This is a genomic window from Kaistella yananensis (genome assembly GCF_026107505.2).
Lineage (GTDB): Bacteria > Bacteroidota > Bacteroidia > Flavobacteriales > Weeksellaceae > Kaistella > Kaistella yananensis.
The window spans coordinates 496586-519432 of record NZ_JAPCHZ010000002.1 but is presented as its reverse complement, the minus strand read 5'-3'; the positions used below and the strand labels follow the sequence as shown (position 1 = coordinate 519432).

Here is a 22847-nt window from a genome sequence, read left to right as displayed (position 1 = left end):
TGATGCTGCTGCTCATTTAATACCATGAAAATAATGAAATTTTCTGTCCTTGTCGCCAATTTTAACAACGGAAAATTCTTCCGCGACTGCTACCAATCCATCCTCTCACAGACGTATACCGATTGGGAAGTGATTATCCTTGATGATAAGTCCACCGACGATTCCCTACAAATTATCCGCGAAATGATTGGTGAAGATGACCGGTTCCGGATTTATGAACATCCGCAGAATGAAGGCGTGGGCGTCATCAAAGCAAAACTCATCGAACTGACAACAGGCGATATCTGTGGTTTCGTGGATCCCGACGATGCAATTCTGCCAAAAGCCATCGAAAATGCGGTCGCAGTGTTCAGAAATAATCCGAAAACGGTGCTCACGTATTCCAGGTTAATGAAATGCGATAAAGATCTTCAGCCGTTGCAGCCTTCAAAATCTACCAAACAGATTGTAAACGGAGATCCTTATTTCTTTAACTGCCCTATTGTAGTTAATCATTTCGTATGTTTCAGGAGAAATATTTATTTACAGACCGAAAAGATGAATCCCGAATTAAGAATCTCCGAAGATCAGGATCTCTATTTGAAAATGTATGAAAGAGGTAATTTTAAATTCATCAATGAAATCAATTACCTGTACCGCACCCATTCCAGAGGTATTTCGCAGAACGACAATAAGAAAAAATCTTACGAATACTGGGGGAAAGTAATTTTGGACAGCATGCAGAGAAGGGGTTTAAAAACCATTCATGGTAAAAAAGTTCCCGAAACCTACCACAATGCGCAGGAAATTTTTGATTTACTGAATTACCAAAACAAAATTCCTTTCCGTTTGATAAAAAAACTTAAAATGTTTTTTCAGAAATTTTCATGAAACAAACCAACAGCAATACTCAAGGGATAATGCCTGCACTCTCAGGGTTTCGCGCCATTGCCGCATGGATGATTTTTGTGCTTCATTTTTTTCCTTACAACAATCCTGCAGCTCCGGATTTGCTTAAAAATTTTATCAGAGAATGGCATATCGGTGTCGACATGTTTTTTGTCCTCAGCGGATTTCTAATTACCTACCGGTATTATGATCAGACTCCGCTGCAATTCAAAAAATATGCAGTTAACAGGTTTTCAAGGATTTATCCAATGTATTTCCTGATTACAATTGGTGTTTTTGTAGATTTTTTAATCAGAAATCAGTTCTGGAGTAGCGAAAAAACAGTGGAAGCAGTTTTGAGCTTCACCATGACCAAAGCACTTTTCAGGCAGTATTTTTTCACGGCGGGGATTTCGCAGGGTTGGACTTTAACCCTTGAAGAGCTCTTTTACTTCAGCGCCCCGTTCTTTTTCATTTTAATTAAAAAAAACCGGAAGTGGTTTTATATTTTGCCGTTTCTTATCTTTATTTTTGGGGTAACCCTGAAGTATTTGGCCGGTTTAACACCAAATCCATGGGGTTTTATGCAGAATAATATTGCGGTGTTTATTTTTGAGTTTTTCGCTGGTATGGGACTCGCTTTACTCATTAAAAAACATACAAAAATAAAATTTGACACGAGTTGGGTGACCTACTTTGGGATTGGTTTTATACTGCTCTACCTTTTCCTAAATCCTTTCGGTTACGGCAGTTCTGATCTTATCCGAGCCTTGATGGTAATCACTTTATCCGTGTTTGGGATCGCACCTTTATTATGGGGACTCATCCACGAACGCACCATTGTAAGCCGTTTTTTGTCAACAGACACCATGGTTTTGCTGGGAAAAAGTTCTTATGTCTTTTATCTTATTCATAAAGGCTTTATTCCTGTGCTCATTTATGACTATATTGCGGAAAATGTCGCGGTCATCTTCATGCTCATCACCGGTTTATCGATACTGATGTTTAAATATATCGAGGAGCCTTTAAATTTATGGATCAGAAAAAAATATGCGAAATAAAAATTCCGTTTCACCGAAAATCAAGATCCTCTTTCGCCACCGTTCCATGGAAATGGGTGGAGTTGAAAAAGTGATGCTCAGTATTCTGAATAATCTGGATCCTGAAAAATTTGAAATGACTGTTTTGCTGAATCTCAATCAGGGGGAACTTCGAAACGAATTTCCGCCGCATGTAAAGAAAGTTTTTCTGGCAAAAGGTAAAGAAGACCTCTCATCGAATACATTTCTGCAAAAAGTTCAGCTGTTACAGAGAAAATTCAAGCTCAGGAAATTCAGAAAAAACCCTGAAAAGATCCACCACGAAATCCTAAAAGACCAATACGATATCGAAATCGCCATGACTTATAATGATTTTGAGTCGGTTTTACAATCCAGCAATAAAAATTCTAAAAAAATCGGGTGGTTCCACTCTGAGATTGATTTGCCAAAACTTCAGCCACTCGTTCCCAAAATTCTCAGACATTTTCCTCAGTTCGATCACATGGTGTACTGCTCAGAAAAAATCATGCAGATTATGCACCGCACTTATCCCAACCTCCAATATCCGCCGGAAAGCGTGATAATCAACGCTGTTCCTGTCGACGAAATAAGGAAAAAGAGTGAAGAAAAAATTCCCGATTTTAAAAACAGACCGGTTTTTGTTTCCGTGGGCAGGCTTCACACCAGAAAAGGCTACCATAAACTGATGGACGCGCATCACAAGCTTTTAAAAGAAGGCTTCGGACATTCGGTAGTAATTATTGGCGACGGAGAAGAGCTTCAGAACCTCTTGGCTCAGCAGAAAAAGCTTGGCGTTGAAGAAACTTTTATTCTCGCCGGCAACAAAATGAATCCGTACCCATACATTAAAAATGCAGATTTCTTCATTTTGCCTTCCGAATCTGAAGCTTGGCCTCTGGTAATTTCTGAAGCACTTATTTTGCAGAAACCTATTATAGCAACAAGGGTTGGCGATGTTGAGCTTATGATTGAGGACGGCAAAACCGGCCACCTGATCCGTTACGAAACCTCAGAAATCTATGAGGCGATGAAGAAATTCTTAAACGACGAAACCTTTGTTCAAAACTTGAAACACAACCTCATTAATATAGAAGAACAGTTCGATAACCGAAAGATTTTTAATAAAGTTGAAGAAATCATTCTTAATTTAGTAAAAACGAAATAATGAATTTCCTTTACAGAGTCATTCTGAAAACCGAAGATCTTATCCGCCGGTTCCGGGACAAAGCCTATATCGAAATATGTAAATCCCGGGGCTTAAAGGTGGGCAAAGACGTAATTTTTATTGAAGCTCCTAAATTTGGTTCAGAACCATTTTTAATAGAAATCGGCGACCGTACAAAAATCACCGCAAACTGCACTTTTATTAATCATGATGGGGCAATGTACGTAATTCGCTCGATGGAAAAATATCAGGATGCCAGAAATTTCGGCAGAATAAAAATCGGCAGAAATTGCTTTATTGGAAATAACTGTACCATCCTCCCGGGAGTAGAAATAGGCGACAACTGTATTTTAGGCGCAGGCTCGGTTCTAAATTCATCCATGCCCGCCAATTCCGTTTTTGCAGGCGTGCCGGCTAAATTGATCTGTACCATAGATGAATACGGTCACAAAGCTTTAAAAAACAACACGGATTATCCCCGGGAGCTTGAGTCTAACCGCGCACAGCTTGAAAGTTACATCAGGCAATATCTTCCTCATGTTTACAAACCGGTGAAATAATAGCGCCAAAGAATGTCAAAGCAATATCAAAGGAAAGGGTAAAGAATGGAAAACCATACTGAAAAGAAGAAAATCCTCATCCGAATCGGTTCTCTGCGTCATGGCGGCGCAGAAAAGGTATTGGCGACTTTTCTTAAAAACCTTCCGGACGATAAATACGAAATCGATCTTCTCCTGAATTTGTATTCCGGAAAATATTTGACTGAAATTCCAGGTTGGATTAATGTTCTTTACCTCAACAAAGGGGAAATGATTACCACCAACAGGCCTCAGGATATTCCGGTAAAAACTTTCCGCGTGATGTATCAGTTTGTTTTAAAGAAGTTTCCGAAACTGCTCTACTCCACGATTTTAAAAAACAAAAAATATGATATCGAATTTGCTGCGATCCACGGATTTCGCGATGAAATATTAAATTCCCCATTAAAAAGCTCAAAAAAAATCGTTTGGATTCATAATGATTTACGGAAAACGCAATTTCACAACTACACCGATAACGAAATCCGAAAGTTTTTCGGTTTTGATAAAATAATGGTGATTTCTGAGCACATTCAGAAAGATTTTGAATCACTTGCGAAGAATGAAAATGAAAAGAGTCGGATTGTCCGTATTTATAATCCATTGGATACAGAGGAAATTCTTAGAAAGAGCCAAGAACCAAGAGTCAAGAGCCGAGACAAACAACCAGAAACCAGCAACCGGCAACCTGTCTTCGTTTCTGTGGGAACTGTTTTTCCGCAGAAGGGGTTCGACCGGCTGCTCAAAGTTCATAAACGTCTCCTCGATGAGGGCTTTCATCACCACATAAAAATAGTAGGCGATGGTTACGATTTTGAAAACATCAAAAAACTGAAATCTGATCTTGGTGTAGTTGATACTGCAGAAATGACGGGCTTTACCGATAATCCTTATCCACACATCAGCAATGCGGATTTCTTTGTTCTAAGTTCGAGATATGAAGGCTTTCCGACGGTTTTATTTGAAGCAATTACTTTAAAAAAGAAAATTATCGCCACCGAAGTTTCGGGAGTTAGCGAAATGCTGGAAAACGGAAAATTAGGACTTATTGTAGAAAATTCCGAAAAGGGAATTTACGATGGAATGAAAAAAGCACTCACCCAACCTGAAAGTTTTAATGCGTATGCTCAAGAACTGAACACCTACAAAATGCCTTTTACTCTTGAAAATTCAGTGCAATCAATCATTAAGATTATTGATGATCTTTAAAACCTTTCACTTAAATTTGCGTTATGTCCAACTACACCACCATACAGAAAGATTTTTACCGTGAAAGCGGCAAAATGCTTTCATCTCCGGAGATTTGGGCAAAATGCATCAATCCGAACCTTCACTTTATTTACATTCTGAGAAAATGCCAGCAATACAGAAAAAAATCTTTTCTGGGAGCATTCTGGAGGCTTGTTTTGCGGCATCATCAAATAAAATACGGCTTTCAAATCTATCCTGAAACCGAGATTGGCGAAGGTTTTTATTTGGGGCACTGGGGCGCGCTCGTTATTAATCCCAAAGCTAAAATCGGCCGGAACTGCAACATTGCACAAGGCGTAACCATCGCACAGGCCAACCGCGGCAAAAATGAAGGCGTTCCCGTGATTGGTGATGAAGTGTGGATCGGTCCGAACGCGGTGTTGGTTGGAAAAATATCAATTGGCAACAATGTTCTGATTGCACCGAACGCTTATGTGAATTTCGATGTTCCTGCAAATTCTGTGGTCATTGGCAATCCCGCAACTATCAGTAGCAATACCAATGCGACATTGGGCTACATTAATAATAAAATTTAATATTAAAATCTGTTAAATATTCGGGATTTAAATTTCTATACTTTACATTTGCAAAATAATTGATTCCATCTATTGCTTTTGCAAATAACAACTACAAAATAGTATAATCTCACAAAAATTAAGCTATGAAAAAATCGTATGAAGTTATTTTCGAAAATAATAAAAAGTGGGTGGAATCTAAATTGGCCGAAAATCCAGATTTTTTCAAAATCCTTTCAGCCTCACAAACTCCTGAATATCTGTACATCGGTTGTTCCGACAGCAGAGTTTCAGCAGAAGAAATGATGGGTTTAAAACCTGGCGAAGTATTTGTAACCCGAAACGTAGCCAACTTGGTAAACACCTTAGATATGAGTGCTACCGCGGTGATTCAGTACGCAGTGGAACATTTAAAGGTAAAACATATTATTGTGTGCGGACATTACGGTTGTGGCGGTGTAAAAGCAGCGATGACGGCGCAGGATCTGGGACTGATGAATCCCTGGCTGCGAAATATCCGCGATGTGTACAGGCTGCACCAGACAGAACTGGATGCGATTACCGACGAGCACAAACGTTACGACCGCCTTGTAGAACTGAACGTGCAGGAACAGTGCATCAACGTGATCAAAATGGCCGTAGTACAGGAACAATATTTGATAGACGAATATCCGATCGTTCACGGTTGGGTCTTCGATTTGAAAACTGGAAAAATCATCGATCTGGAAATTGATTTTGAAAGTATCCTGAAAGACATTCAGAAAATATACAATTTAACCAACTCTGAATGGGTGATGAGTAGAAAGAAGAATAAAAACCTTCTCTGATTTATATGAAACTTTGGAGCATCATAACATTGACGGTATTTTTGAATTTCATGGCCTTACCTAGTATTGCCACGTTTTTCGATTGGGATTTACCGGCAACCAACATGGTGATTTCCGAAGAAGAAACCCAACATTCCCCCTTAGTTATCAACGAAAAAACCATTCCGGGAACTCTTAATGTACATGATTTCCTGAAGTTTTTCGAAACAGACCGATCGAACAGATCCTTTATCTGTGCAGATGATTCCGTTCATCTTTCTCCTTTTCTTACGATATTTTCTCCGCCTCCGGAAGCTTAATTTTTTAAAATTTACAGTGGATATACCGTGCTTTTTATAAGTGTGGCAAGCTGTACTGTCTAAAAAAATTAAATTCTATACGCTGTAGCTACGTTCACAAGTACAGTTGGTTTCAGATGCGAAACCGAGTGCAGAAATGTGCGCAAAACCAACAGCAAAACTTTCAAAAAAATGAAAAAAACACTTTCAATATACGCAGGAATAAGAGAAAATTTTCCTTCAGGGCTCGTCGTATTTTTGGTTGCACTCCCATTATGTCTGGGGATTGCACTTGCATCCGGAGCACCACCACTTTCAGGAATTATTGCGGGAATCATCGGTGGTTTGGTTGTAGGTTCACTCAGCAATTCCAACATTTCAGTTTCCGGCCCGGCTGCGGGATTAACGGCGATTGTACTCACCGCAATTACGGATTTGGGTGCATTTGAACTCTTTCTTTGTGCAGGAATTATTGCCGGAATTCTTCAGCTTATTTTAGGATTTATCCGCGCCGGAAGTATTTCAAATTACTTCCCAACTAACGTAATCGAAGGAATGCTGGCGGGTATCGGGATCATTATTATTTTAACACAGATTCCCCATGCATTGGGATACGATAAAGATTTTGAAGGCAATGAGACCCTTTTTGCCAATGGATTTAATCCGAATTATTTTTCTGAACTTTTAGCCGGAGTTCATCCGGGTGCTGTAATTGTAACCCTGGTTTCCATAGGAATTCTTCTGGCGTGGGATAAAATTCCGGCGCTGAAAAAACTGAAAATGATTCCCGGAGCTTTGGTTGCTGTAGGCACAGGAATTCTGCTGAATTATATTTTCACGGTTACCGGCAGTAATCTTGCGATTGGTGCTGAACATTTGGTTTCTCTTCCGGTTCCCCAAAGTGTGGCAGATTTTAAAAACATGATCGTTTTTCCTGAGCTTCAGGGTTTCCTGAATCCGAAAGTATGGATTGTTGGCGCAACAATCGCTATTGTCGCGTCTATAGAAACATTGCTTTGTATTGAAGCTTCCGATCGTTTAGATTCGAAAAGAAGAATTACCGATACCAATCTGGAACTCCGTGCTCAGGGAATAGGCAATCTGATTTCTTCAGCAATCGGCGGTTTACCCATGACCTCGGTGGTCGTAAGAAGTTCTGCCAATGCAAGTGCCGGCGCCACTTCCAAACTGTCAACTGTAATTCATGGCGCACTGCTATTAATCTGTGTACTTACCATTCCGTTTATCCTGAACTTAATCCCGCTGGCTACATTAGCTGCGGTCTTGATCTTGGTTGGGTACAAACTTGCGAAACCGGCAACGATGATGCATTTCTGGCACAAAGGAAAATACCAGTTTATCCCTTTCATCGCGACAGTAATCGCAGTAGTCTCGCTTGATCTACTGAAGGGTGTGGGAATTGGATTATTAATTTCGGTCTTCTATATCCTTCAGGGAAATATGAAACGAGCTTACTATCTGAGCCGCGAAGAGCTTGACGATGCTGACGAAATTAATATAAAACTTGCGGAAGAGGTTTCATTCCTCAACAAAGCGGCCATTAAGAAAACACTTAAAAACATCAAACCCAACTCTCAGGTCTGTATTGATGCAAGATCAACTTCTTATATCGCGACCGATATTCTTGAGATGATTCAGGAGTTTGCCAACATCCGTGCAAAGGAAGAGAATATTGAAGTGCGGCTTATCGGCTTTAAAACCTCTTATCAGGAATATGCAGATGACGAAGATTCACACATCATTATTGCCCACAGAAGAGCAATGTAATTTTAATTATAAACTTTAAACAAAAAATCAAATGAAAGCACATACTTTAGAAACACAATCTACAACAACACCGGAAAAAGCACTTAAATTCCTGAAAGAAGGAAACCAGCGATTTGTACAGAACCTGAAAATCAACAGAAATCTTCTGGAGCAGGTGAATGATACCCGTGCAGGGCAGTGGCCTTTTGCCGTAATTTTGAGTTGTATCGACAGCCGTACTTCTGCGGAACTGATTTTTGATCAGGGTTTAGGCGATATTTTCAGCGTAAGAATTGCCGGAAACTTCGTAAATAAAGACATTTTGGGTTCCATGGAATTTGGCTGTAATGTCGCAGGTTCCAAATTGGTAGTGGTCCTCGGTCATACGAAATGCGGCGCGCTGAAAGGCGGTTTGGACGCACAAAATATTGAAGGAATGGGCATGGAAAACCTTAACCACCTTGTAGGCCATTTCCAGGGCTGTATCGACGGTTTGATTAAAGAAGGCGAAGAGCGGTCGTCATCAAACAGCGATCTTCTGGAAAGACTGAATGTTTGCAATATCCAGAAAACCATGCAGGATATCCGTCACCAGAGTACGACGCTAAATCAACTGGAAAAAGACGGAAAAATTAAAATTGTGGGTGCAAATTACTGCGTTGATAGCGGCGTGGTAACTTGGCTGGACGACACTAAGAACGCAGAAATGGAAGCGCAAACTGGCGAAATGGCTATTTCCCGTTAAAAGCAGTCATCGTATTCTGTATTCCCGCGAAAACAAAAGACAGACACGCTTTAGAAAACTTCTCGATTCTTTCGGGAAGTTTTTCTTTTTCCTCACCTTCCCATTTTCCAAGAACATAATCTACCTGCTTCCCTTCGGAGAAATCTGCAGAAATCCCAAAACGCAACCGCGGATAATTCTGAGTCTGAAGCTGCTCCTGAATACTTTTCAATCCATTGTGACCGGCATCGGAGCCTTTCATTTTCATTCTTAAAGTCCCGAAAGGCAAAGCAAGATCATCAGTAATAATCATTAAATTCTCTAAAGGGATATTTTCTTTCTGAAGCCAGAATTTTACCGCATTCCCGGAAAGATTCATGTAGGTATCCGGTTTCAGGATAAAGACTTTTCTGCCTTTGTATTTGCCTTCGGCAACTAAGCCAAAGTTGGATGATTTAAACGGAGCATCAATGGTTTCTGCGATTTTATCAGCAACTTTAAACCCGACATTATGCCGGGTTTCTGTATATTCATCTCCTTTGTTGCCGAGTCCGACGATAAGGTATTTCATTAGAATTAAAGTTTTGTATATTCGAAAGTGAGTGTTCCTTCAGCGGAAACAGCTTTGGTTGGGTAACCCGCACTGTCGTAAGTATAAGCATAATTTGTAGAGTATGATCCCTCGGAAGTATTAACGGTTGTAGACCTGTAATTATTCATGGACAATCCTGTAAATGAGTTGGTGCCCGTCATAAAATGACCTGACACAACGGTAAATTCTATCGGAAGTGTTGCAAAAGGATTTTTGTTGGTTTCGTAATTACTTAAATTAGCCACAATAACTACCGGTGGAATTACAATTGGCGGAGGTGCCAGGTTGGTCATTGTCATTTTCCACTGGGACAGATTATTACCCGCAAAAAGCAAATCGCTCACCATAGTGGTTGCAGGTTGATATGTTCCCGGATTTTCGGGATCCTCGCCCGACAATATCGTGTTCGCTTTTTTTAATTTACCTGTACTGTCATAGGTAAAATTGGTATCATTTTTCATCAGCACAGTTCCTCCACTTTCAGTATTTCCTGAAGCTTTCGCAACATTACCACCGTTGTAAGTAATATTTAATGTTGTGATAAGCTCTGTTGTGCCTTCATTTTGCACAATCTTCAGCTGGGAAAGCACATTATTTTCATAAGACAATGTATAATCATCCGTTTTTCCATCACTTTCAACTTTCACAGTAGTAAGCTTACCGGCAGTATAATTATAATTAATTACAGATGAAATCCCATCACTATCAGTTGACGTTACTTTTTTTAGAACTTTATCGTTTGATGCTCCGCCCCCAGATCCGGGTCCGGATTCCGTCCCGTTGATCCCGTTGAGAAGATCGCCATTTTCAGCCCGGCTTGATTCACATGAAAATAAAATAGTCAAGCCAATGAGGAAAGTAAAAAGATGTAATATTTTTTTCATCTATCTAATTAATTTTAACAAAAGTAACCTTTTTTTCGAAATGCGTTTTCGAAAGTTTTATTTCCCAAGAATTCTTTCTAAAACCGTATTCACCTCATCCACGTGCTGCACATTTTCTTTGCGCATCATCAGCTGGTTGCTGTCGGCTGAATGTTTTTCTTTTAAAGTAGCATCTTTCGGATTCTGACTTAAATACGAAATAATATGCCTGAATTTATCACTCTGGTAAAACTTATCCTGAGGATTTGGCGGAAAATAACCCAGAAACACTCCGTTTTTCACCACGATTTTATCGAAACCGATCTCGGCTGCAATCCATTTTAATTCTACAGATTTCAAAAGATTTTTAGCTTCTGAAGGCAGTTTCCCAAAACGGTCGGTAAGTTCATTTTCAAATTTCTGAAGATCTTCTTTATTCTGAATTTCTGCAAGTTTCTGATAAAGAGAAAGCCGCTCTTCGATACTCTGTACATAAGAATCGGGCAGCATCAATTCCAGATCTGTATCGATATTTACTTCTTTGTTGGATTTGAAGAGTTTTTTACGGTCTTCTTCATTTTCAAACAGTTCACTAAATTCTTCATCGTTCTGTAATTCTTCAAGGGCTTCCTGCATAATTTTCTGGTACGTGTCAAAGCCCATTTCGTTAATGAAACCACTCTGCTCACCGCCCAACAAATCACCTGCGCCACGGATTTCCAGATCTTTCATTGCAATCTGAAATCCACTACCAAGATCCGAAAACTGCTCGATCGCTTCCAGTCTTTTTCTTGCATCAGAAGTCATCATATCGAACGGCGGCGTGATAAGGTAACAGAAAGCTTTCCTGTTGCTTCGGCCAACTCTGCCGCGCATCTGGTGCAAATCTGCCATCCCGAAACGTTGCGCATCATTAATGAAAATGGTGTTTGCATTCGGAACGTCCACGCCACTTTCTACAATCGTTGTGGAAACCAGCACATCGTATTTTCCTTCCATAAAATCCAGAACATTGCGTTCAAGCTGCTTTCCTTCCATCTGTCCGTGACCGGTTATTACTTTTGCATCCGGAACCAACCTTTGAATAAGCCCTGCAATATCTTTAAGATTTTCGATTCTGTTGTTGATGAAATACACCTGCCCGTCACGCTGAATTTCGTAAGATACAGCATCCCGAATCACTTCCTCGCTGAAACCGATAATACTCGTTTCAACTGGCTGACGGTTTGGCGGCGGGGTTTTAATAACGGATAAATCTCGTGCGGCCATCAAAGAAAACTGTAAGGTCCTCGGAATTGGTGTGGCCGTTAAAGTAAGCGTATCGATATTATTTTTCAGGGTCTTGAGTTTATCTTTTACCGAAACCCCAAACTTATGTTCTTCATCGATGATTAAAAGTCCTAAATCTTTAAATTTTACTGAACTCCCCACCAACTGATGCGTCCCGATTACAATATCGATTTTGCCTTCTTCAAGACCTTTCAGCGTTTCAGATTTCTGTTTGGCGGTGCGGAAGCGGTTCATGTAAGAAATATTTACCGGAAAATCCTTTAACCTTTCTTTAAAACTGCGGTAATGCTGAAATGCCAAAATCGTGGTTGGAACCAAAATCGCAACCTGTTTCCCGTCAGTTGCCGCTTTGAAAGCAGCTCTTACTGCAATTTCTGTTTTCCCGAAACCTACATCACCACAAACCAAACGGTCCATCACCGTATCGTTTTCCATATCTTTTTTCACATCCAGCGTGGCTTTTTCCTGATCGGGAGTATCTTCGTAGATAAAACTCGCTTCCAGCTCATTTTGAAGATAAGAATCGGGAGTAAAAGCAAAACCTTTCGCTGTTTTCCGTTGTGCGTAAAGTCTTATCAGGTCGAAAGCAATCTGTTTTACTTTAGCTTTTGTTTTCTGTTTTAAAGATTTCCAGGCAGGTGAACCGAGTTTGCTTAAAACAATTTCGCGACCTTCAGGGCCATTATATTTTGAAATTTTATGGAGCGAATGAATCGAAACATAAAGTAAATCGCCGTTTTTATAAACCAATTTGAAACATTCCTGAACTTTCCCGTTGTTGTTCACTTTTACCAAACCCATGAATTTCCCGATTCCATGGTCGATATGCGTGATGTAATCGCCCACTTTCATCTGCATTAAATCCTTCAGGGTCAACTGTTCAGATTTGGCAAACGTGTTTTTTGCTTTGAATCTTTGGTAACGGTCAAAAATCTGGTGATCCGTATAGACCGAAATTTTATGGTCGAAATCTACAAAACCTTCATGAAGTTCAGATTTGAAAGATTTAAACGGAATTTCCTTCTGTTCGGAACTGAAACTTCCCAGTTCTTCAAAGATCGACTCAAGCCTTTCTTTTTGCTTTTCGGTGGAGAAAGAAATCCAGATATCGTAATTAGAATCCCGTTTTTCAACCAAATCTTCAATAAGAAGTTCAAAGTTTTTATGAAAAGTCGGTTGCGGCGTTTGATTGAGCTGAACAGAAAAATCATCCGTAATCTTCAAATTTTCCAAAGTAAAATCTATGGTTCTGAATTTTTGATAATCCTTCAGCAAATCCTCATCATTCACAAATAGTTCTGCCGGCGTTCTGTGTTTGATTTCCGTGTTCAGCGCTGCGAATTTTTCTTCTGCCTTGGCATAGAAATCCCGGTTTTTCTTCAGACCTAAAAACGCATTCTTAGAAACCACAAAACTGTCTTTCGGCAAAAGTTCAAAAAGAGAAACTTTCGTTCCGGAGACCGCGAAATTCATGTTTGAAACCAACTGAAATTCGTTCACTTTTCCATTGGTGAGCTGCGTTTCGATGTTAAATGTTTTGATGCTTTCAATCTCATTTCCGAAAAAAGAAATGCGGTAAGGCTCTTCGTTTGAATAGGAAAATACATCCACAATTCCGCCGCGAACAGAGAATTCGCCTGGCTCGGAAACGAAATCTGTCAGGTTAAAATTGAACTGCTGCAAAAGTTCTTCAGTAAAATCAAAATCCAGACTTTCACCTACTTTAATCTGATGAGAAATCGCCTTAAAATCTTCCTTTTTCAGGACTTTTTCCGACAAAGCCGAGAAACCTGCGACGATTACTTTAGGCTTTTTCGCTGAATTCAGCTTGTTGAGCACTTCGGTTCTTAAAACCAGGTTTGCGTTCTGGGTTTTCTCGATCTGGTAAGGCTCCAAATGCGTTGCGGGAAAATAAAGTACGTTTTCTTTCCCCAGAAGATCTTCCATTTCCGATGTTACATAAAGCGCTTCTTCTTTATCTTCAATGATAAAAAGAATCGTTTTTTTCTGTGTGAGAAACAGCTCCGCCGCAAAAACTGAGGGCGACGAACCCGCAAACCCTTTCACGGAGATATGTTGGTGAGTTTCTATATTTTTAAAAATTTCTTTCCCAAATTCGTTTCGCAACATATCGGGAAGAAAGGTTTCGTGTATGGCTTTTAACTGCATTCTTTAATTAAAAATTTAAACCGTTTCGTAAAAAAAACAAACGGCGAAAACGATTCCGGGAAAATTCCGAAACCGTTCTGAGGACACAAATTTAAGGTATATTTCTGAAAATCTAACCACTACACTTTTATAGAAAAGTTAATTTTTAAACCCATAAAATATCATTTCTACAGCGTTTAAGCAGAACAATGCCAATAAAAGTTAAAAGAAAACGATTATGAATCGCTGGCATAATGTTTGAAAACCTGAAAAACATTAACATTAAAAATATTATTATGAAATTATCAGTTCAGAACAACAACAAAAGTTCACATTTCAGAAATTCGTTCAGGTTTGTAGGCCTTTTCGTTTTATTATTTTCTTTAATTTCACTCAGCTCTTGCAGCCGCGATGATGATCCTGCAGACAATGATTTTTTTGCAGGAACCTACAACGGAAGCATCTCTTATAACGATGGCACCACATCTATTTCAAAAGACAACGGTAGTGTTTTTGTAACCAAAATCGCAAGTGGCACAAAGTACAATTTCAGATTTTCTGACGGAATTCCAGATCTAAATGGTGTTGAATTTGAAAAAACCGGTGACAATACCCTGGTAATGGTGGGATCTTCTGCAACATCTTATATCAGAATCGATAACAAAGACCTTAAAATTTTATATACCGCTAATGGAAAAACCTGGACAGCCAATGCGGTAAGGTAAACTAAACTTCATATAAAACCGACACTGCCTCAAGATAATTGAGGCAGTTTTCGTATTTTCACAAAAAATATGCTGATGAAAATTTATTTGAAACCAAGCACAGCAATGCTTTTCATCGCCTTACTGTTGCTGAGCTGCAGAAGCGATTCGCAGGACAACCCACGCGCTTATGTGGAAGGAAAAGTGATTTCGGCGACTGTTGATTACAATAAATTTCTCCTGAAAATCAGCAGCGAAAGCACCATTGTTGCAGAAGCCATGTTGCCATCGGACGGAAACTTTAAACTTTCGGGACCGATAGGAAAAAATGGATTCGACATTGTTTCTACCGAAAAAATTAAAACTTTCAGCACTGATAAAACTGGCCTTCAAATTTCCTCCGACGGATTTAAAATCCGCGTTCCGGCGGGAATTACTTACATTAAGTTTAACGAAATTGTATTGGAGAAATGAAAATATTTATTGTTTTAATGATACTGGTTTCAACTACTGCACATGGACAGAAAAAAAGGAAAGGGCTGGATGTGGTTTCCAATATTGATGTGAAGGTTTTGGCGATGAAACCTTTGGGAAACAACTCACTCGCCAAAGATCTTCAGCCGTTTTACGGATTCGGATTTGGCGGAAATCTTATGACGCCGATTAATTTTGGCGTCGGTCTGGATTACAGCGAACTTTTTTCGAACGTGAAATATGGCTCCCAAAATCTGTATGGCAATTTAGGCTCACCCAGAATGACGGTGTTTGATGTCTTTCTAACGCACCGCGAAAACATTTCGGAAGATTTTATGGTGGAGGAAATGGCAGGTTTCAGTTATTACCGTTACACGAACCTTTATCTGGACAAAAGCGAAAAACTGAAAGATCATGCAATGGGTTTTAATCTGGGCGGAAAAGCGATTTATACTTTAGACGGACCTCAGCAGGTTTTTGCGGCCTTAAAGGCAAATTTCTATTATGGAAATGTTTACAATGAAAATCCGCAGATTCAGAAATACTACAGCCGCTCCACATTTCTGAGCCTGAGCTTAGGTTACCGCTATAATTTCTAGCTTCAAAAAACCACGATATGATACAACGTTTTATTTTTTCTGCTGTTTTGCCCATCACATTTCTGATGTCACCAAATGGCTGCCAACCCGAATATGTGAGTAATTCCAGAATTTACGCTGAAGGAAAGATTTCACCAAACATGGCAAACATTCCCGTAAAACTATATGCGGAGGATATTTTGATCTCCGAAACCCACACCGATGCTTCGGGAAACTTCAAGCTTGGCGGCCCTGGAACTACGAAAGAAAAGACCTTGTTTCTAAACCGGAAAATTATTTCATTCAGTTCCAGTGATCCGGAATGCAGACTTGATTACGATTCTTTATCCATCATTCTTCCGGCGAAAAACACTGCTTTTAAATTTCCACAAATAGTGCTCGAACCATGAAGAGGTTTATATTTATTTTCATCCTGTTTTCCGGAATATGTTTGTCTCAGGAAACCGACAAATTTGCGTTCGAACTCAAAGGAAATACATTAACCGGAATAGGCAGTAATTTTATTGCAGAGGGCACCAACACTTTTACCGGATTCGGTGTAGGATTTACAGGTACTTTTTTAAAAAATATCGGTTTGGGAATCGAATTCAATAAAAGTTATTCCGAAGTATCTGATGTTTCCGTTTTCGGCGATCTGCACAGTCCGCAGTTTACCACTTTCGATTATTACGCGCTTTACCGATACCAAGCCAATAACAGATTAAGTTTCGAAGGAAACATCGGGGGCGGCTACGCAAAGCTGAAAAGTTATTCAAATTACAGAACAAAAAATTTTTCAGAAAGTGGGAACGCTTTTTTGGTGGGCGCAAAAGCAATGTACGGCCTCACGAAAAACAACAACCTTCAGCTTGTTGCGGGGCCAAGATTCTATTTCCTCAGCACTTTTACCGAAATGAATGATCACAAAATTGAAAAATACTACTCCAAATCCACATTGCTAAATTTATCTTTAGGTTTAAGAATTTGTTTCTAAAAACATCTAAATTTGCGGTATGCTGAATTTCATTAAGAAAAAAATTGCTTTAATCTGGGCAAAAAAACACGTTAAACAAACCGAAACCTTTAAGCAGAACGCTGTTGAAGATCAGGAAAAACTCCTGATTTCTCTGGTAAAAACTGCCGAAAAAACTTTGTTTGGCAGGGAACATCAGTTTGAAAACATAAAAACGGTTGCGGATTTCCGGAAAAATGTGGGGATTGCAGATTATGAGGACTTAAAACCTTATATCGAAAAAGTAAAAAAAGGCCAGCGAAATATTCTCTGGACCGACACTCCCATATATTTTGCGAAAACTTCAGGAACAACTTCCGGGTCAAAATACATCCCAATTTCAAAAGAAGGAATGCCTTACCAAATTGCGGCAGCGCAAAGCGCGATTTTTCATTATATCAATCAAAAAAATAATTCGGATTTTGTTTCCGGAAAGATGATTTTCCTTCAGGGAAGTCCGGAATTAGAAGAAATCAACGGAATCCAGACCGGCCGCCTCTCCGGAATTGTGGCCCATCACATCCCGAATTACCTTCAGAAAAACCGTTTGCCAAGCCTAAAAACCAACCTTATCGAAGACTGGGAAACCAAAGTTGACGAAATTGTGAAGGAAACCGAAAAAGAAAACATGACCTTAATTTCGGGCATCCCGCCATGGCTGATTATGTATTTTGAAAAACTGATTGAGCGCAACGGCAAAAAAATCACTGAACTTTTCCCAAATCTACAGCTCATTATCACCGGAGGAGTAAATTACGAACCATACCGCGAAAAAATGAAGGAGCTTCTGGGCAAAGAAGTTGATACCATACAGACTTTTCCGGCGAGCGAGGGATTTTTTGCGTTTCAGGATGATTATCAGCACGAAGGATTGCTGCTTCTTACCAATCACGGCATTTTCTATGAATTTGTTCCGCTGGAAGCATACGGGAAACCGGACGCAAAAAGGCTTACTTTAAAGGACGTTGAACTTCATAAAGATTACGCATTAATTTTAACAACGAATTCGGGGCTTTGGGCGTATTCCATTGGCGACGTCGTTCGTTTTATTTCTAAAAACCCTTACAGAATAGTAGTTTCCGGAAGAACCAAACATTTCACCTCAGCATTTGGCGAACATGTTATCGCTTTTGAAGTGGAGGAAGCGATGAAAGCTACGGTGGAAAAATTTGCGGCACAAATCACCGAATTTCATCTTGCACCACAGGTAAATCCTACAGAAGGCCTGCCTTATCACGAATGGTTTATTGAGTTTGAAAAAGAACCTGAAAATATAGAAGATTTCCGAAAAAACCTTGATGCTGAGATGCGCAAGCGCAACACTTATTACGACGATTTAATCTCAGGAAACATTCTGAAACCATTAATTATCAGTAAATTAAAAAGAAATGCTTTTCAGGATTACGCAAAATCTGAAGGGAAACTTGGTGGCCAAAATAAGATCCCGAGGCTCGCAAACGACCGGAAAATTGGGGATTTCTTAAGTAAATTCAGAATTTAATGTTCTGTTAAAATTCATTACCATTTAAACCTTTACATTTAACCGCAAACCAGACAGTGATTAGCTATTAATCCTGTGCTTTAACATTCATCTGTTTGCGTAGATAAAAAGCAATGTTCTGTCTTACAGCAACATGCTAAAACGAGATAAAAAAGCCTTCTGATTTAACATAATTTTTATATATTCACCGACTCAATTATAAAATTATAAAATGAAAAAACTTTACTTGGCAGCTGCAACATTTTTGTCCCTTTCACTATCTAACGCCCAAAGCCTTACGGCTGTTTCATCCAGTCAAAATATTTTACAAAATGTAAAAAAACCTGCGTCGGTTTTATACGAACAGGTTGCTACAGGAGGAAGCGGTATTGTTTCGAGTGTTCTCTCAAACGGCAACTTTGTTATGGCTGCAGACGATTTCATATTAAGCGGTGATGCTGGTGTAAAAACATTTTCTTTCCTTGGTTTTCAAAATGCAGGTACGGTTACCACCCTTAACCGGGGACTTTTAATGTACATTTATGCCGACAACGCAGGGAAACCCGCCGGTATTCCTGGAGATGCAAATCCTTATATCGCAAAAATTGATCTTACTGAAGCTTCTACCGCATTTACCATAACAACACCGGCAACCGGTTACTTTGCTTATAACATTGATGTTGTGGAAGCGTTAGGTTCTGCCCTTCAACTCACTGCCAACACCAAATATTGGGTAGCTTTTGCACCGAAACTTAATCTTACCGATTATATAAGTTCCCAAAGATGGAACTGGTCGGTAGGGGCAGTTAATTCTGAATTTGCGAAACTTGTGGATCCTGCAAACGCATTTGGAGCAGGAGCTACAAACTGGACAAACATCAGTGCCCTTACCTCTGATGCCTTATTTAACGGATTAGCGTTCTCTATAGAAGGCGACAACAATCTAGGAACTACCGAATCTTACAGCACTGTTAGAGATATTATGGTTACCCAGACAGCGGATGAACTTTATATTTTCACCAAAAACGAAAAACTAAAATCAGCAGTAATATATTCTGCGGATGGAAGAATTGTTTTAAAGAGCAGCAATGATAAAATGAATATTGCAAATCTTTCAAAGGGAATTTACATTGTAAATGTAACCACGACAAACGGAAAAACATTAAGCACTAAATTCATTAAAAAATAAAAAACTTAGGCAAAAAGTTAATCCGGGCATTGTGTCCGGATTTTTTTTTGAGATTTCAGATATTTTTATAAAATAATTTTTAATAAATTGATTAATTAGTTACTCACTACCTTCAGCCCTACCACAGACGCAATTAAAGTGAACACAAAAAACATGCGCCAGAAGTTTACAGGTTCATTAAAAATAAAAATCCCCATAAAAACCGCGCCCACCGCACCAATCCCTGTCCAGACGGCATAAGCTGTTCCCACCGGAATTGGGTTCGCACCAAATGAAATGGCTTTGTAAAGCAAAAACATGCTGATAAAAAGCGAAACAATAAACCCGGCCCACCAAAAATAACTTTCTTTTCCTGTACTTTCCTGGGCTTTCCCAAGGCATAAGGCAAATCCGGTTTCAAACAGTCCACCGATAATGAGTATAATCCAGTTCATGCGCCAAAGATAAATTTTTAATTTTTTATCGAAAAAAATCATACGTATCATAAAGAATTCGTTATCAAAAATTACTTTTGCACCATGATTTCACTCACTCCCATTAAGACTTTACAAATTCCCGAATTCAGGAATTTAATGACCGGCCGTTTTTTTCTTGTTCTGTCTTTCAGAATGTTAGCCACTTTGATGGGTTGGTGGATTTATCAGTTGACCAAAGATCCTTTTGCTATCGGGTTAATTGGTCTTTCGGAAGTGATCCCGGCAGTTTCTACTGCACTATACGCTGGACATGTCATCGATAATTCCGAAAAGAAAAAACTTCTTCTCATCTGTAATTATGTTTATGTAATCCTGATAAGTCTGTTGATTATTCCGGCATTTTTTGGAAATCAGCTCCTGCATTTCAGCAACAAAGAAATCTCGTATTTTATTTACATGGTGATTTTTTTCACAGGATTTTGCCGCGCATTTTTGGGGCCGATTATTCCTTCTATGATCCCGAAAATTGTTTCAAAAGAAACCCTGCCAAATGCCATTACCATTAACCAGGGCACATTTCTCACTGCATCGGTTGCAGGCCACGCAATAGGCGGATTTCTTATCCACTGGATTGATATTTCGGGGACGATTTTGGTGGTTTTAGGCTTGATGATCTTTTCTTCAATGTTCTTTTGGATGCTGAAAAAGCATCCTTCTGAAAATACCGCAAGAGAAATTGGCGTCGTACAGAGCATGCGCGAAGGAATCGCCTACATTTATAAAACCAAAGAAATTCTGGGCGCACTTTGTCTCGACATGTTTGCTGTGCTTTTTGGCGGCGCAGTTGCGATGATTCCGGTTTTTGCGACCGATATCCTTAAAGTTGGTTCTGAAGGTTTCGGTTTGTTGAATGCCGCTTCCGATATCGGCGCCATGTGCATTATTGCGTTTCTTGCCTTTGTGCCTCTAAAGAGAAATCAGGGAAAAATTCTACTGCTCGCTGTGGCAGGATTTGGTGTATGTATTATTGGTTTTGGCCTCTCGAAACTTTACTGGCTTTCTTTCTTCCTGTTGGTCTGCAGCGGGATGTTAGACGGGATCTCGGTGGTCATCCGCGGAACCATTGTACAGCTGAAAACTCCCGATCATTTACGCGGGAGGGTTTTAAGTGTAAATTCTATTTTCATCATGTCGAGCAACGAAATGGGACAGTTTGAAAGCGGCCTTGCAGCAAAACTTTTAGGCGTTGTACGTTCGGTGGTTTTCGGCGGAAGCATGACTTTACTGATCGCTTTACTTGTAGGAGCTACCGTTCCTAAACTCCGCAAAATGAATTATTAAACCTTAAAAAAGTTATCAAAATTTATCCACACCACCGAAAACTCCTGCTAAAGTTGATGACAGCGTCGTTTGTGAATTTTTATCATTTCTTCTACACAATACGGGTTCCGAAATAATTAAAATTCTATCTTTGTCCCATGACACAGAAGGACACATTATCGTCACTCATCCACGGTAATTTTGCAAAAGAACTATCAATTTCCGACGGCAAAATGCCGCCCAATGCAGTAGAATTTGAAAGACTTGTTATCGGAACTTTTCTTATTGACAAGAAAGGCCTTGATTATTCCATCGATTTGCTCACTCCGGAAGTTTTTTACGATCCAAGGCATCAGGAAATCTTCCGCGCAATCCTCAAACTGTTTGAAGGAAACCATCCGGTGGATTTGATGACTGTAATTCAGGAACTCAAAAAAACCGAAAAACTTGGTTTTGCCGGCGGCGACCATTATATTATCGATTTAACGATGGGCGTTTCATCCAGTGCGCATATCGAATATCACGTTCGTGTAATTCTCGAGAAATTTATCTTAAGAAGTCTGATTAATGTTTCAGCCAACGTAATCGACAGCTCTTACAAAGAATCTACCGATGTTTTCGAACTTCTCGATAAAGCAGAACAGTCTTTCTTCGAAATCACCAACGGCACCATTAAAAAAGGTTTCGACACTGCAAATACTTTGGTAAAACAGGCCATTGACACCATTAAAGCGCTGAAAGACAAAGAAGGAATCTCGGGGATTCCATCGGGTTTCAGAGATATCGACAAAGAAACCGGAGGTTGGCAGAATTCAGACTTAATTATCATTGCAGCACGTCCGGCGATGGGTAAAACTGCATTCCTGCTTTCCATGGCAAGAAATATCGCAGTAGGGCAGAAAATTCCTATGGCGCTGTTCTCTCTGGAGATGGCATCGGTACAGTTAATTACCAGGATGATTGCCTCAGAAACCGGAATTTCATCAGAAAAATTAAGAAAAGGACAGATGAGCGATGAAGAATGGCAAAGGCTGTTCTCCAACGTATCAGAACTCGAAAATGCACCTTTATATATCGACGAAACACCGTCACTTTCAGTGTTCGATTTCCGGGCAAAATGCAGGCGACTGGTAATGCAGCACGGAGTGAAAATCATCATGGTCGATTATCTTCAGCTGATGACTGCAAATTCAGGCAAAGGCGGCGCTGGAAACCGTGAGCAGGAAATTGCAACCATTTCAAGATCCTTAAAAGCCATCGCAAAAGAACTGAACGTTCCTGTAATCGCACTTTCGCAGCTCTCCAGAAGTGTGGAAACCCGCCCCGGAAAGAGACCGATGCTTTCTGACCTTCGGGAATCCGGAGCGATTGAGCAGGATGCGGATATTGTTTCCTTCATCTTCCGCCCGGAATATTATAAAATCACCACGTGGGATAACGATGAAGACGGAGGCGAATCTTCCACAGAAAACCAGGCAGAACTCATCATCGCAAAACACCGTAATGGTGCAACTGCGGATGTAAGAATGTCTTTTTACAAAAATATCGCAAAATTCGCCGACCTCGACCTGTTTGGAAGCGGTTACGGCTATCAACCCTCAAATTTCGGGCAGCAGGATGAACCTACCGGTTTTGAAAAAATAAAAGCGACCATCGATCCAGGCGCAGCGTTCGACTTACCAAATAGCCAAAATCTTTCAGGTTCTTCTATGAATGATTTGGATGATGATGACGATTTCGATTTTTAA

At 39.8% G+C, this 22847-nt stretch carries 23 protein-coding genes; 19 read left to right on the top strand and 4 right to left on the bottom strand.

The window, feature by feature from the left end; translation table 11 throughout:
• The first annotated feature begins 33 nt into the window (after window positions 1-33).
• The 10 genes from OK344_RS06670 to OK344_RS06625 all read left to right on the top strand — a co-directional run bounded on the left by OK344_RS06670 (window position 34) and on the right by OK344_RS06625 (window position 9054).
• Window positions 34-870: a glycosyltransferase family 2 protein gene (locus tag OK344_RS06670; protein WP_265144043.1), complete on the top strand. Its 837-nt coding sequence runs from the start codon at window positions 34-36 to the stop codon at window positions 868-870.
• A complete protein-coding gene (locus OK344_RS06665) occupies window positions 867-1928 on the top strand; it encodes an acyltransferase family protein (RefSeq protein WP_265144042.1) in 1062 nt (353 codons plus the stop codon). Before OK344_RS06670 ends, OK344_RS06665 begins: the two co-directional genes overlap by 4 nt.
• On the top strand, window positions 1918-3093 hold the full coding sequence (locus tag OK344_RS06660) for a glycosyltransferase (protein ID WP_265144041.1): 1176 nt from the start codon (window positions 1918-1920) through the stop codon (window positions 3091-3093). The genes OK344_RS06665 and OK344_RS06660 overlap by 11 nt, the downstream gene beginning before the upstream one ends.
• Window positions 3093-3653 (top strand): acyltransferase, encoded by a 561-nt coding sequence (locus OK344_RS06655; RefSeq protein ID WP_265144040.1) that lies wholly within the window; start codon window positions 3093-3095, stop codon window positions 3651-3653. The genes OK344_RS06660 and OK344_RS06655 overlap by 1 nt, the downstream gene beginning before the upstream one ends.
• 45 nt (window positions 3654-3698) lie before the next feature.
• The gene (locus OK344_RS06650; RefSeq protein WP_265144039.1) at window positions 3699-4880 is read left to right on the top strand and encodes a glycosyltransferase; all 1182 of its coding nucleotides are present in this window, start codon (window positions 3699-3701) and stop codon (window positions 4878-4880) included.
• A 23-nt stretch (window positions 4881-4903) separates the two neighbouring features.
• Window positions 4904-5458: a serine acetyltransferase gene (locus tag OK344_RS06645; RefSeq protein WP_265144038.1), complete on the top strand. Its 555-nt coding sequence runs from the start codon at window positions 4904-4906 to the stop codon at window positions 5456-5458.
• 125 nt (window positions 5459-5583) lie between these two features.
• Entirely contained in the window at window positions 5584-6264 is a 681-nt protein-coding gene (locus tag OK344_RS06640) for a carbonic anhydrase (RefSeq protein ID WP_265144037.1), read from the top strand.
• A 5-nt stretch (window positions 6265-6269) separates the two neighbouring features.
• Window positions 6270-6563, top strand: a complete 294-nt coding sequence (locus tag OK344_RS06635; protein ID WP_088468571.1) for a hypothetical protein — start codon at window positions 6270-6272, stop codon at window positions 6561-6563.
• Between the two features lie 171 nt (window positions 6564-6734).
• Window positions 6735-8330 carry a SulP family inorganic anion transporter gene (locus OK344_RS06630; RefSeq protein ID WP_265144036.1) on the top strand — a complete coding sequence of 532 codons (1596 nt, stop codon included), beginning with the start codon at window positions 6735-6737 and terminating at the stop codon, window positions 8328-8330.
• A 31-nt stretch (window positions 8331-8361) separates the two neighbouring features.
• Window positions 8362-9054, top strand: coding sequence for a carbonic anhydrase (locus OK344_RS06625; protein ID WP_265144035.1), 693 nt, complete (start codon window positions 8362-8364; stop codon window positions 9052-9054).
• Here the strand turns inward: OK344_RS06625 and pth are convergent.
• The 3 genes from pth to mfd are packed head-to-tail and all read right to left on the bottom strand — an operon-like array spanning window position 9041 to window position 13947.
• Window positions 9041-9604 (bottom strand): aminoacyl-tRNA hydrolase, encoded by a 564-nt coding sequence (gene pth / locus OK344_RS06620; RefSeq protein WP_265144034.1) that lies wholly within the window; start codon window positions 9602-9604, stop codon window positions 9041-9043. The two genes, OK344_RS06625 and pth, sit on opposite strands and share 14 nt — an antisense overlap.
• A gap of 5 nt (window positions 9605-9609) precedes the next feature.
• Window positions 9610-10509, bottom strand: a complete 900-nt coding sequence (locus OK344_RS06615) for a hypothetical protein (RefSeq protein ID WP_265144033.1) — start codon at window positions 10507-10509, stop codon at window positions 9610-9612.
• A 57-nt stretch (window positions 10510-10566) separates the two neighbouring features.
• Window positions 10567-13947, bottom strand: a complete 3381-nt coding sequence (gene mfd, locus OK344_RS06610; RefSeq protein ID WP_265144032.1) for a transcription-repair coupling factor — start codon at window positions 13945-13947, stop codon at window positions 10567-10569.
• 275 nt (window positions 13948-14222) lie between these two features.
• On the opposite strand from mfd, the gene OK344_RS06605 reads away from it, so the two are divergent.
• From OK344_RS06605 to OK344_RS06575, 7 genes are all read left to right on the top strand, one after another.
• Window positions 14223-14651: a hypothetical protein gene (locus OK344_RS06605; RefSeq protein WP_265144031.1), complete on the top strand. Its 429-nt coding sequence runs from the start codon at window positions 14223-14225 to the stop codon at window positions 14649-14651.
• A 75-nt stretch (window positions 14652-14726) separates the two neighbouring features.
• The gene (locus OK344_RS06600; RefSeq protein WP_265144030.1) at window positions 14727-15104 is read left to right on the top strand and encodes a hypothetical protein; all 378 of its coding nucleotides are present in this window, start codon (window positions 14727-14729) and stop codon (window positions 15102-15104) included.
• On the top strand, window positions 15101-15703 hold the full coding sequence (locus tag OK344_RS06595; protein WP_265144029.1) for a hypothetical protein: 603 nt from the start codon (window positions 15101-15103) through the stop codon (window positions 15701-15703). The genes OK344_RS06600 and OK344_RS06595 overlap by 4 nt, the downstream gene beginning before the upstream one ends.
• 17 nt (window positions 15704-15720) lie before the next feature.
• The gene (locus OK344_RS06590) at window positions 15721-16092 is read left to right on the top strand and encodes a transthyretin-like family protein (protein WP_265144028.1); all 372 of its coding nucleotides are present in this window, start codon (window positions 15721-15723) and stop codon (window positions 16090-16092) included.
• A complete protein-coding gene (locus tag OK344_RS06585; RefSeq protein WP_265144027.1) occupies window positions 16089-16676 on the top strand; it encodes a putative outer membrane beta-barrel protein in 588 nt (195 codons plus the stop codon). The genes OK344_RS06590 and OK344_RS06585 overlap by 4 nt, the downstream gene beginning before the upstream one ends.
• Window positions 16677-16695: 19 nt before the next feature.
• A complete protein-coding gene (locus tag OK344_RS06580; protein WP_265144026.1) occupies window positions 16696-18195 on the top strand; it encodes a GH3 auxin-responsive promoter family protein in 1500 nt (499 codons plus the stop codon).
• Window positions 18196-18406: 211 nt separating this feature from the next.
• Window positions 18407-19363 carry a T9SS type A sorting domain-containing protein gene (locus tag OK344_RS06575; protein ID WP_265144025.1) on the top strand — a complete coding sequence of 319 codons (957 nt, stop codon included), beginning with the start codon at window positions 18407-18409 and terminating at the stop codon, window positions 19361-19363.
• 95 nt (window positions 19364-19458) lie between these two features.
• On the opposite strand, the gene OK344_RS06570 is transcribed toward OK344_RS06575, so the two are convergent.
• Entirely contained in the window at window positions 19459-19797 is a 339-nt protein-coding gene (locus OK344_RS06570; RefSeq protein WP_265144024.1) for a DMT family transporter, read from the bottom strand.
• Between the two features lie 84 nt (window positions 19798-19881).
• On the opposite strand from OK344_RS06570, the gene OK344_RS06565 reads away from it, so the two are divergent.
• On the top strand, window positions 19882-21120 hold the full coding sequence (locus OK344_RS06565) for an MFS transporter (RefSeq protein ID WP_265144023.1): 1239 nt from the start codon (window positions 19882-19884) through the stop codon (window positions 21118-21120).
• Window positions 21121-21257: 137 nt separating this feature from the next.
• The gene (gene dnaB / locus OK344_RS06560; protein ID WP_088468559.1) at window positions 21258-22847 is read left to right on the top strand and encodes a replicative DNA helicase; all 1590 of its coding nucleotides are present in this window, start codon (window positions 21258-21260) and stop codon (window positions 22845-22847) included.

What these genes read in the sequence shown, in the direction of transcription:
- OK344_RS06635 (WP_088468571.1), top strand. Translation starts at nt 6,270, where the DNA reads ATGAAACTTTGGAGCATCATAACATTGACGGTATTTTTGAATTTCATG.
- OK344_RS06605 (WP_265144031.1), top strand. Translation starts at nt 14,223, where the DNA reads ATGAAATTATCAGTTCAGAACAACAACAAAAGTTCACATTTCAGAAAT.
- OK344_RS06590 (WP_265144028.1), top strand. Translation starts at nt 15,721, where the DNA reads ATGATACAACGTTTTATTTTTTCTGCTGTTTTGCCCATCACATTTCTG.
- OK344_RS06595 (WP_265144029.1), top strand. Translation starts at nt 15,101, where the DNA reads ATGAAAATATTTATTGTTTTAATGATACTGGTTTCAACTACTGCACAT.
- mfd (WP_265144032.1), bottom strand. Translation starts at nt 13,947, where the DNA reads ATGCAGTTAAAAGCCATACACGAAACCTTTCTTCCCGATATGTTGCGA.
- OK344_RS06630 (WP_265144036.1), top strand. Translation starts at nt 6,735, where the DNA reads ATGAAAAAAACACTTTCAATATACGCAGGAATAAGAGAAAATTTTCCT.
- OK344_RS06645 (WP_265144038.1), top strand. Translation starts at nt 4,904, where the DNA reads ATGTCCAACTACACCACCATACAGAAAGATTTTTACCGTGAAAGCGGC.
- OK344_RS06580 (WP_265144026.1), top strand. Translation starts at nt 16,696, where the DNA reads ATGCTGAATTTCATTAAGAAAAAAATTGCTTTAATCTGGGCAAAAAAA.
- OK344_RS06600 (WP_265144030.1), top strand. Translation starts at nt 14,727, where the DNA reads ATGAAAATTTATTTGAAACCAAGCACAGCAATGCTTTTCATCGCCTTA.
- OK344_RS06655 (WP_265144040.1), top strand. Translation starts at nt 3,093, where the DNA reads ATGAATTTCCTTTACAGAGTCATTCTGAAAACCGAAGATCTTATCCGC.
- OK344_RS06565 (WP_265144023.1), top strand. Translation starts at nt 19,882, where the DNA reads ATGATTTCACTCACTCCCATTAAGACTTTACAAATTCCCGAATTCAGG.
- OK344_RS06575 (WP_265144025.1), top strand. Translation starts at nt 18,407, where the DNA reads ATGAAAAAACTTTACTTGGCAGCTGCAACATTTTTGTCCCTTTCACTA.
- OK344_RS06670 (WP_265144043.1), top strand. Translation starts at nt 34, where the DNA reads ATGAAATTTTCTGTCCTTGTCGCCAATTTTAACAACGGAAAATTCTTC.
- OK344_RS06570 (WP_265144024.1), bottom strand. Translation starts at nt 19,797, where the DNA reads ATGAACTGGATTATACTCATTATCGGTGGACTGTTTGAAACCGGATTT.
- pth (WP_265144034.1), bottom strand. Translation starts at nt 9,604, where the DNA reads ATGAAATACCTTATCGTCGGACTCGGCAACAAAGGAGATGAATATACA.
- OK344_RS06585 (WP_265144027.1), top strand. Translation starts at nt 16,089, where the DNA reads ATGAAGAGGTTTATATTTATTTTCATCCTGTTTTCCGGAATATGTTTG.
- OK344_RS06650 (WP_265144039.1), top strand. Translation starts at nt 3,699, where the DNA reads ATGGAAAACCATACTGAAAAGAAGAAAATCCTCATCCGAATCGGTTCT.
- OK344_RS06625 (WP_265144035.1), top strand. Translation starts at nt 8,362, where the DNA reads ATGAAAGCACATACTTTAGAAACACAATCTACAACAACACCGGAAAAA.
- OK344_RS06665 (WP_265144042.1), top strand. Translation starts at nt 867, where the DNA reads ATGAAACAAACCAACAGCAATACTCAAGGGATAATGCCTGCACTCTCA.
- OK344_RS06640 (WP_265144037.1), top strand. Translation starts at nt 5,584, where the DNA reads ATGAAAAAATCGTATGAAGTTATTTTCGAAAATAATAAAAAGTGGGTG.
- OK344_RS06615 (WP_265144033.1), bottom strand. Translation starts at nt 10,509, where the DNA reads ATGAAAAAAATATTACATCTTTTTACTTTCCTCATTGGCTTGACTATT.
- OK344_RS06660 (WP_265144041.1), top strand. Translation starts at nt 1,918, where the DNA reads ATGCGAAATAAAAATTCCGTTTCACCGAAAATCAAGATCCTCTTTCGC.
- dnaB (WP_088468559.1), top strand. Translation starts at nt 21,258, where the DNA reads ATGACACAGAAGGACACATTATCGTCACTCATCCACGGTAATTTTGCA.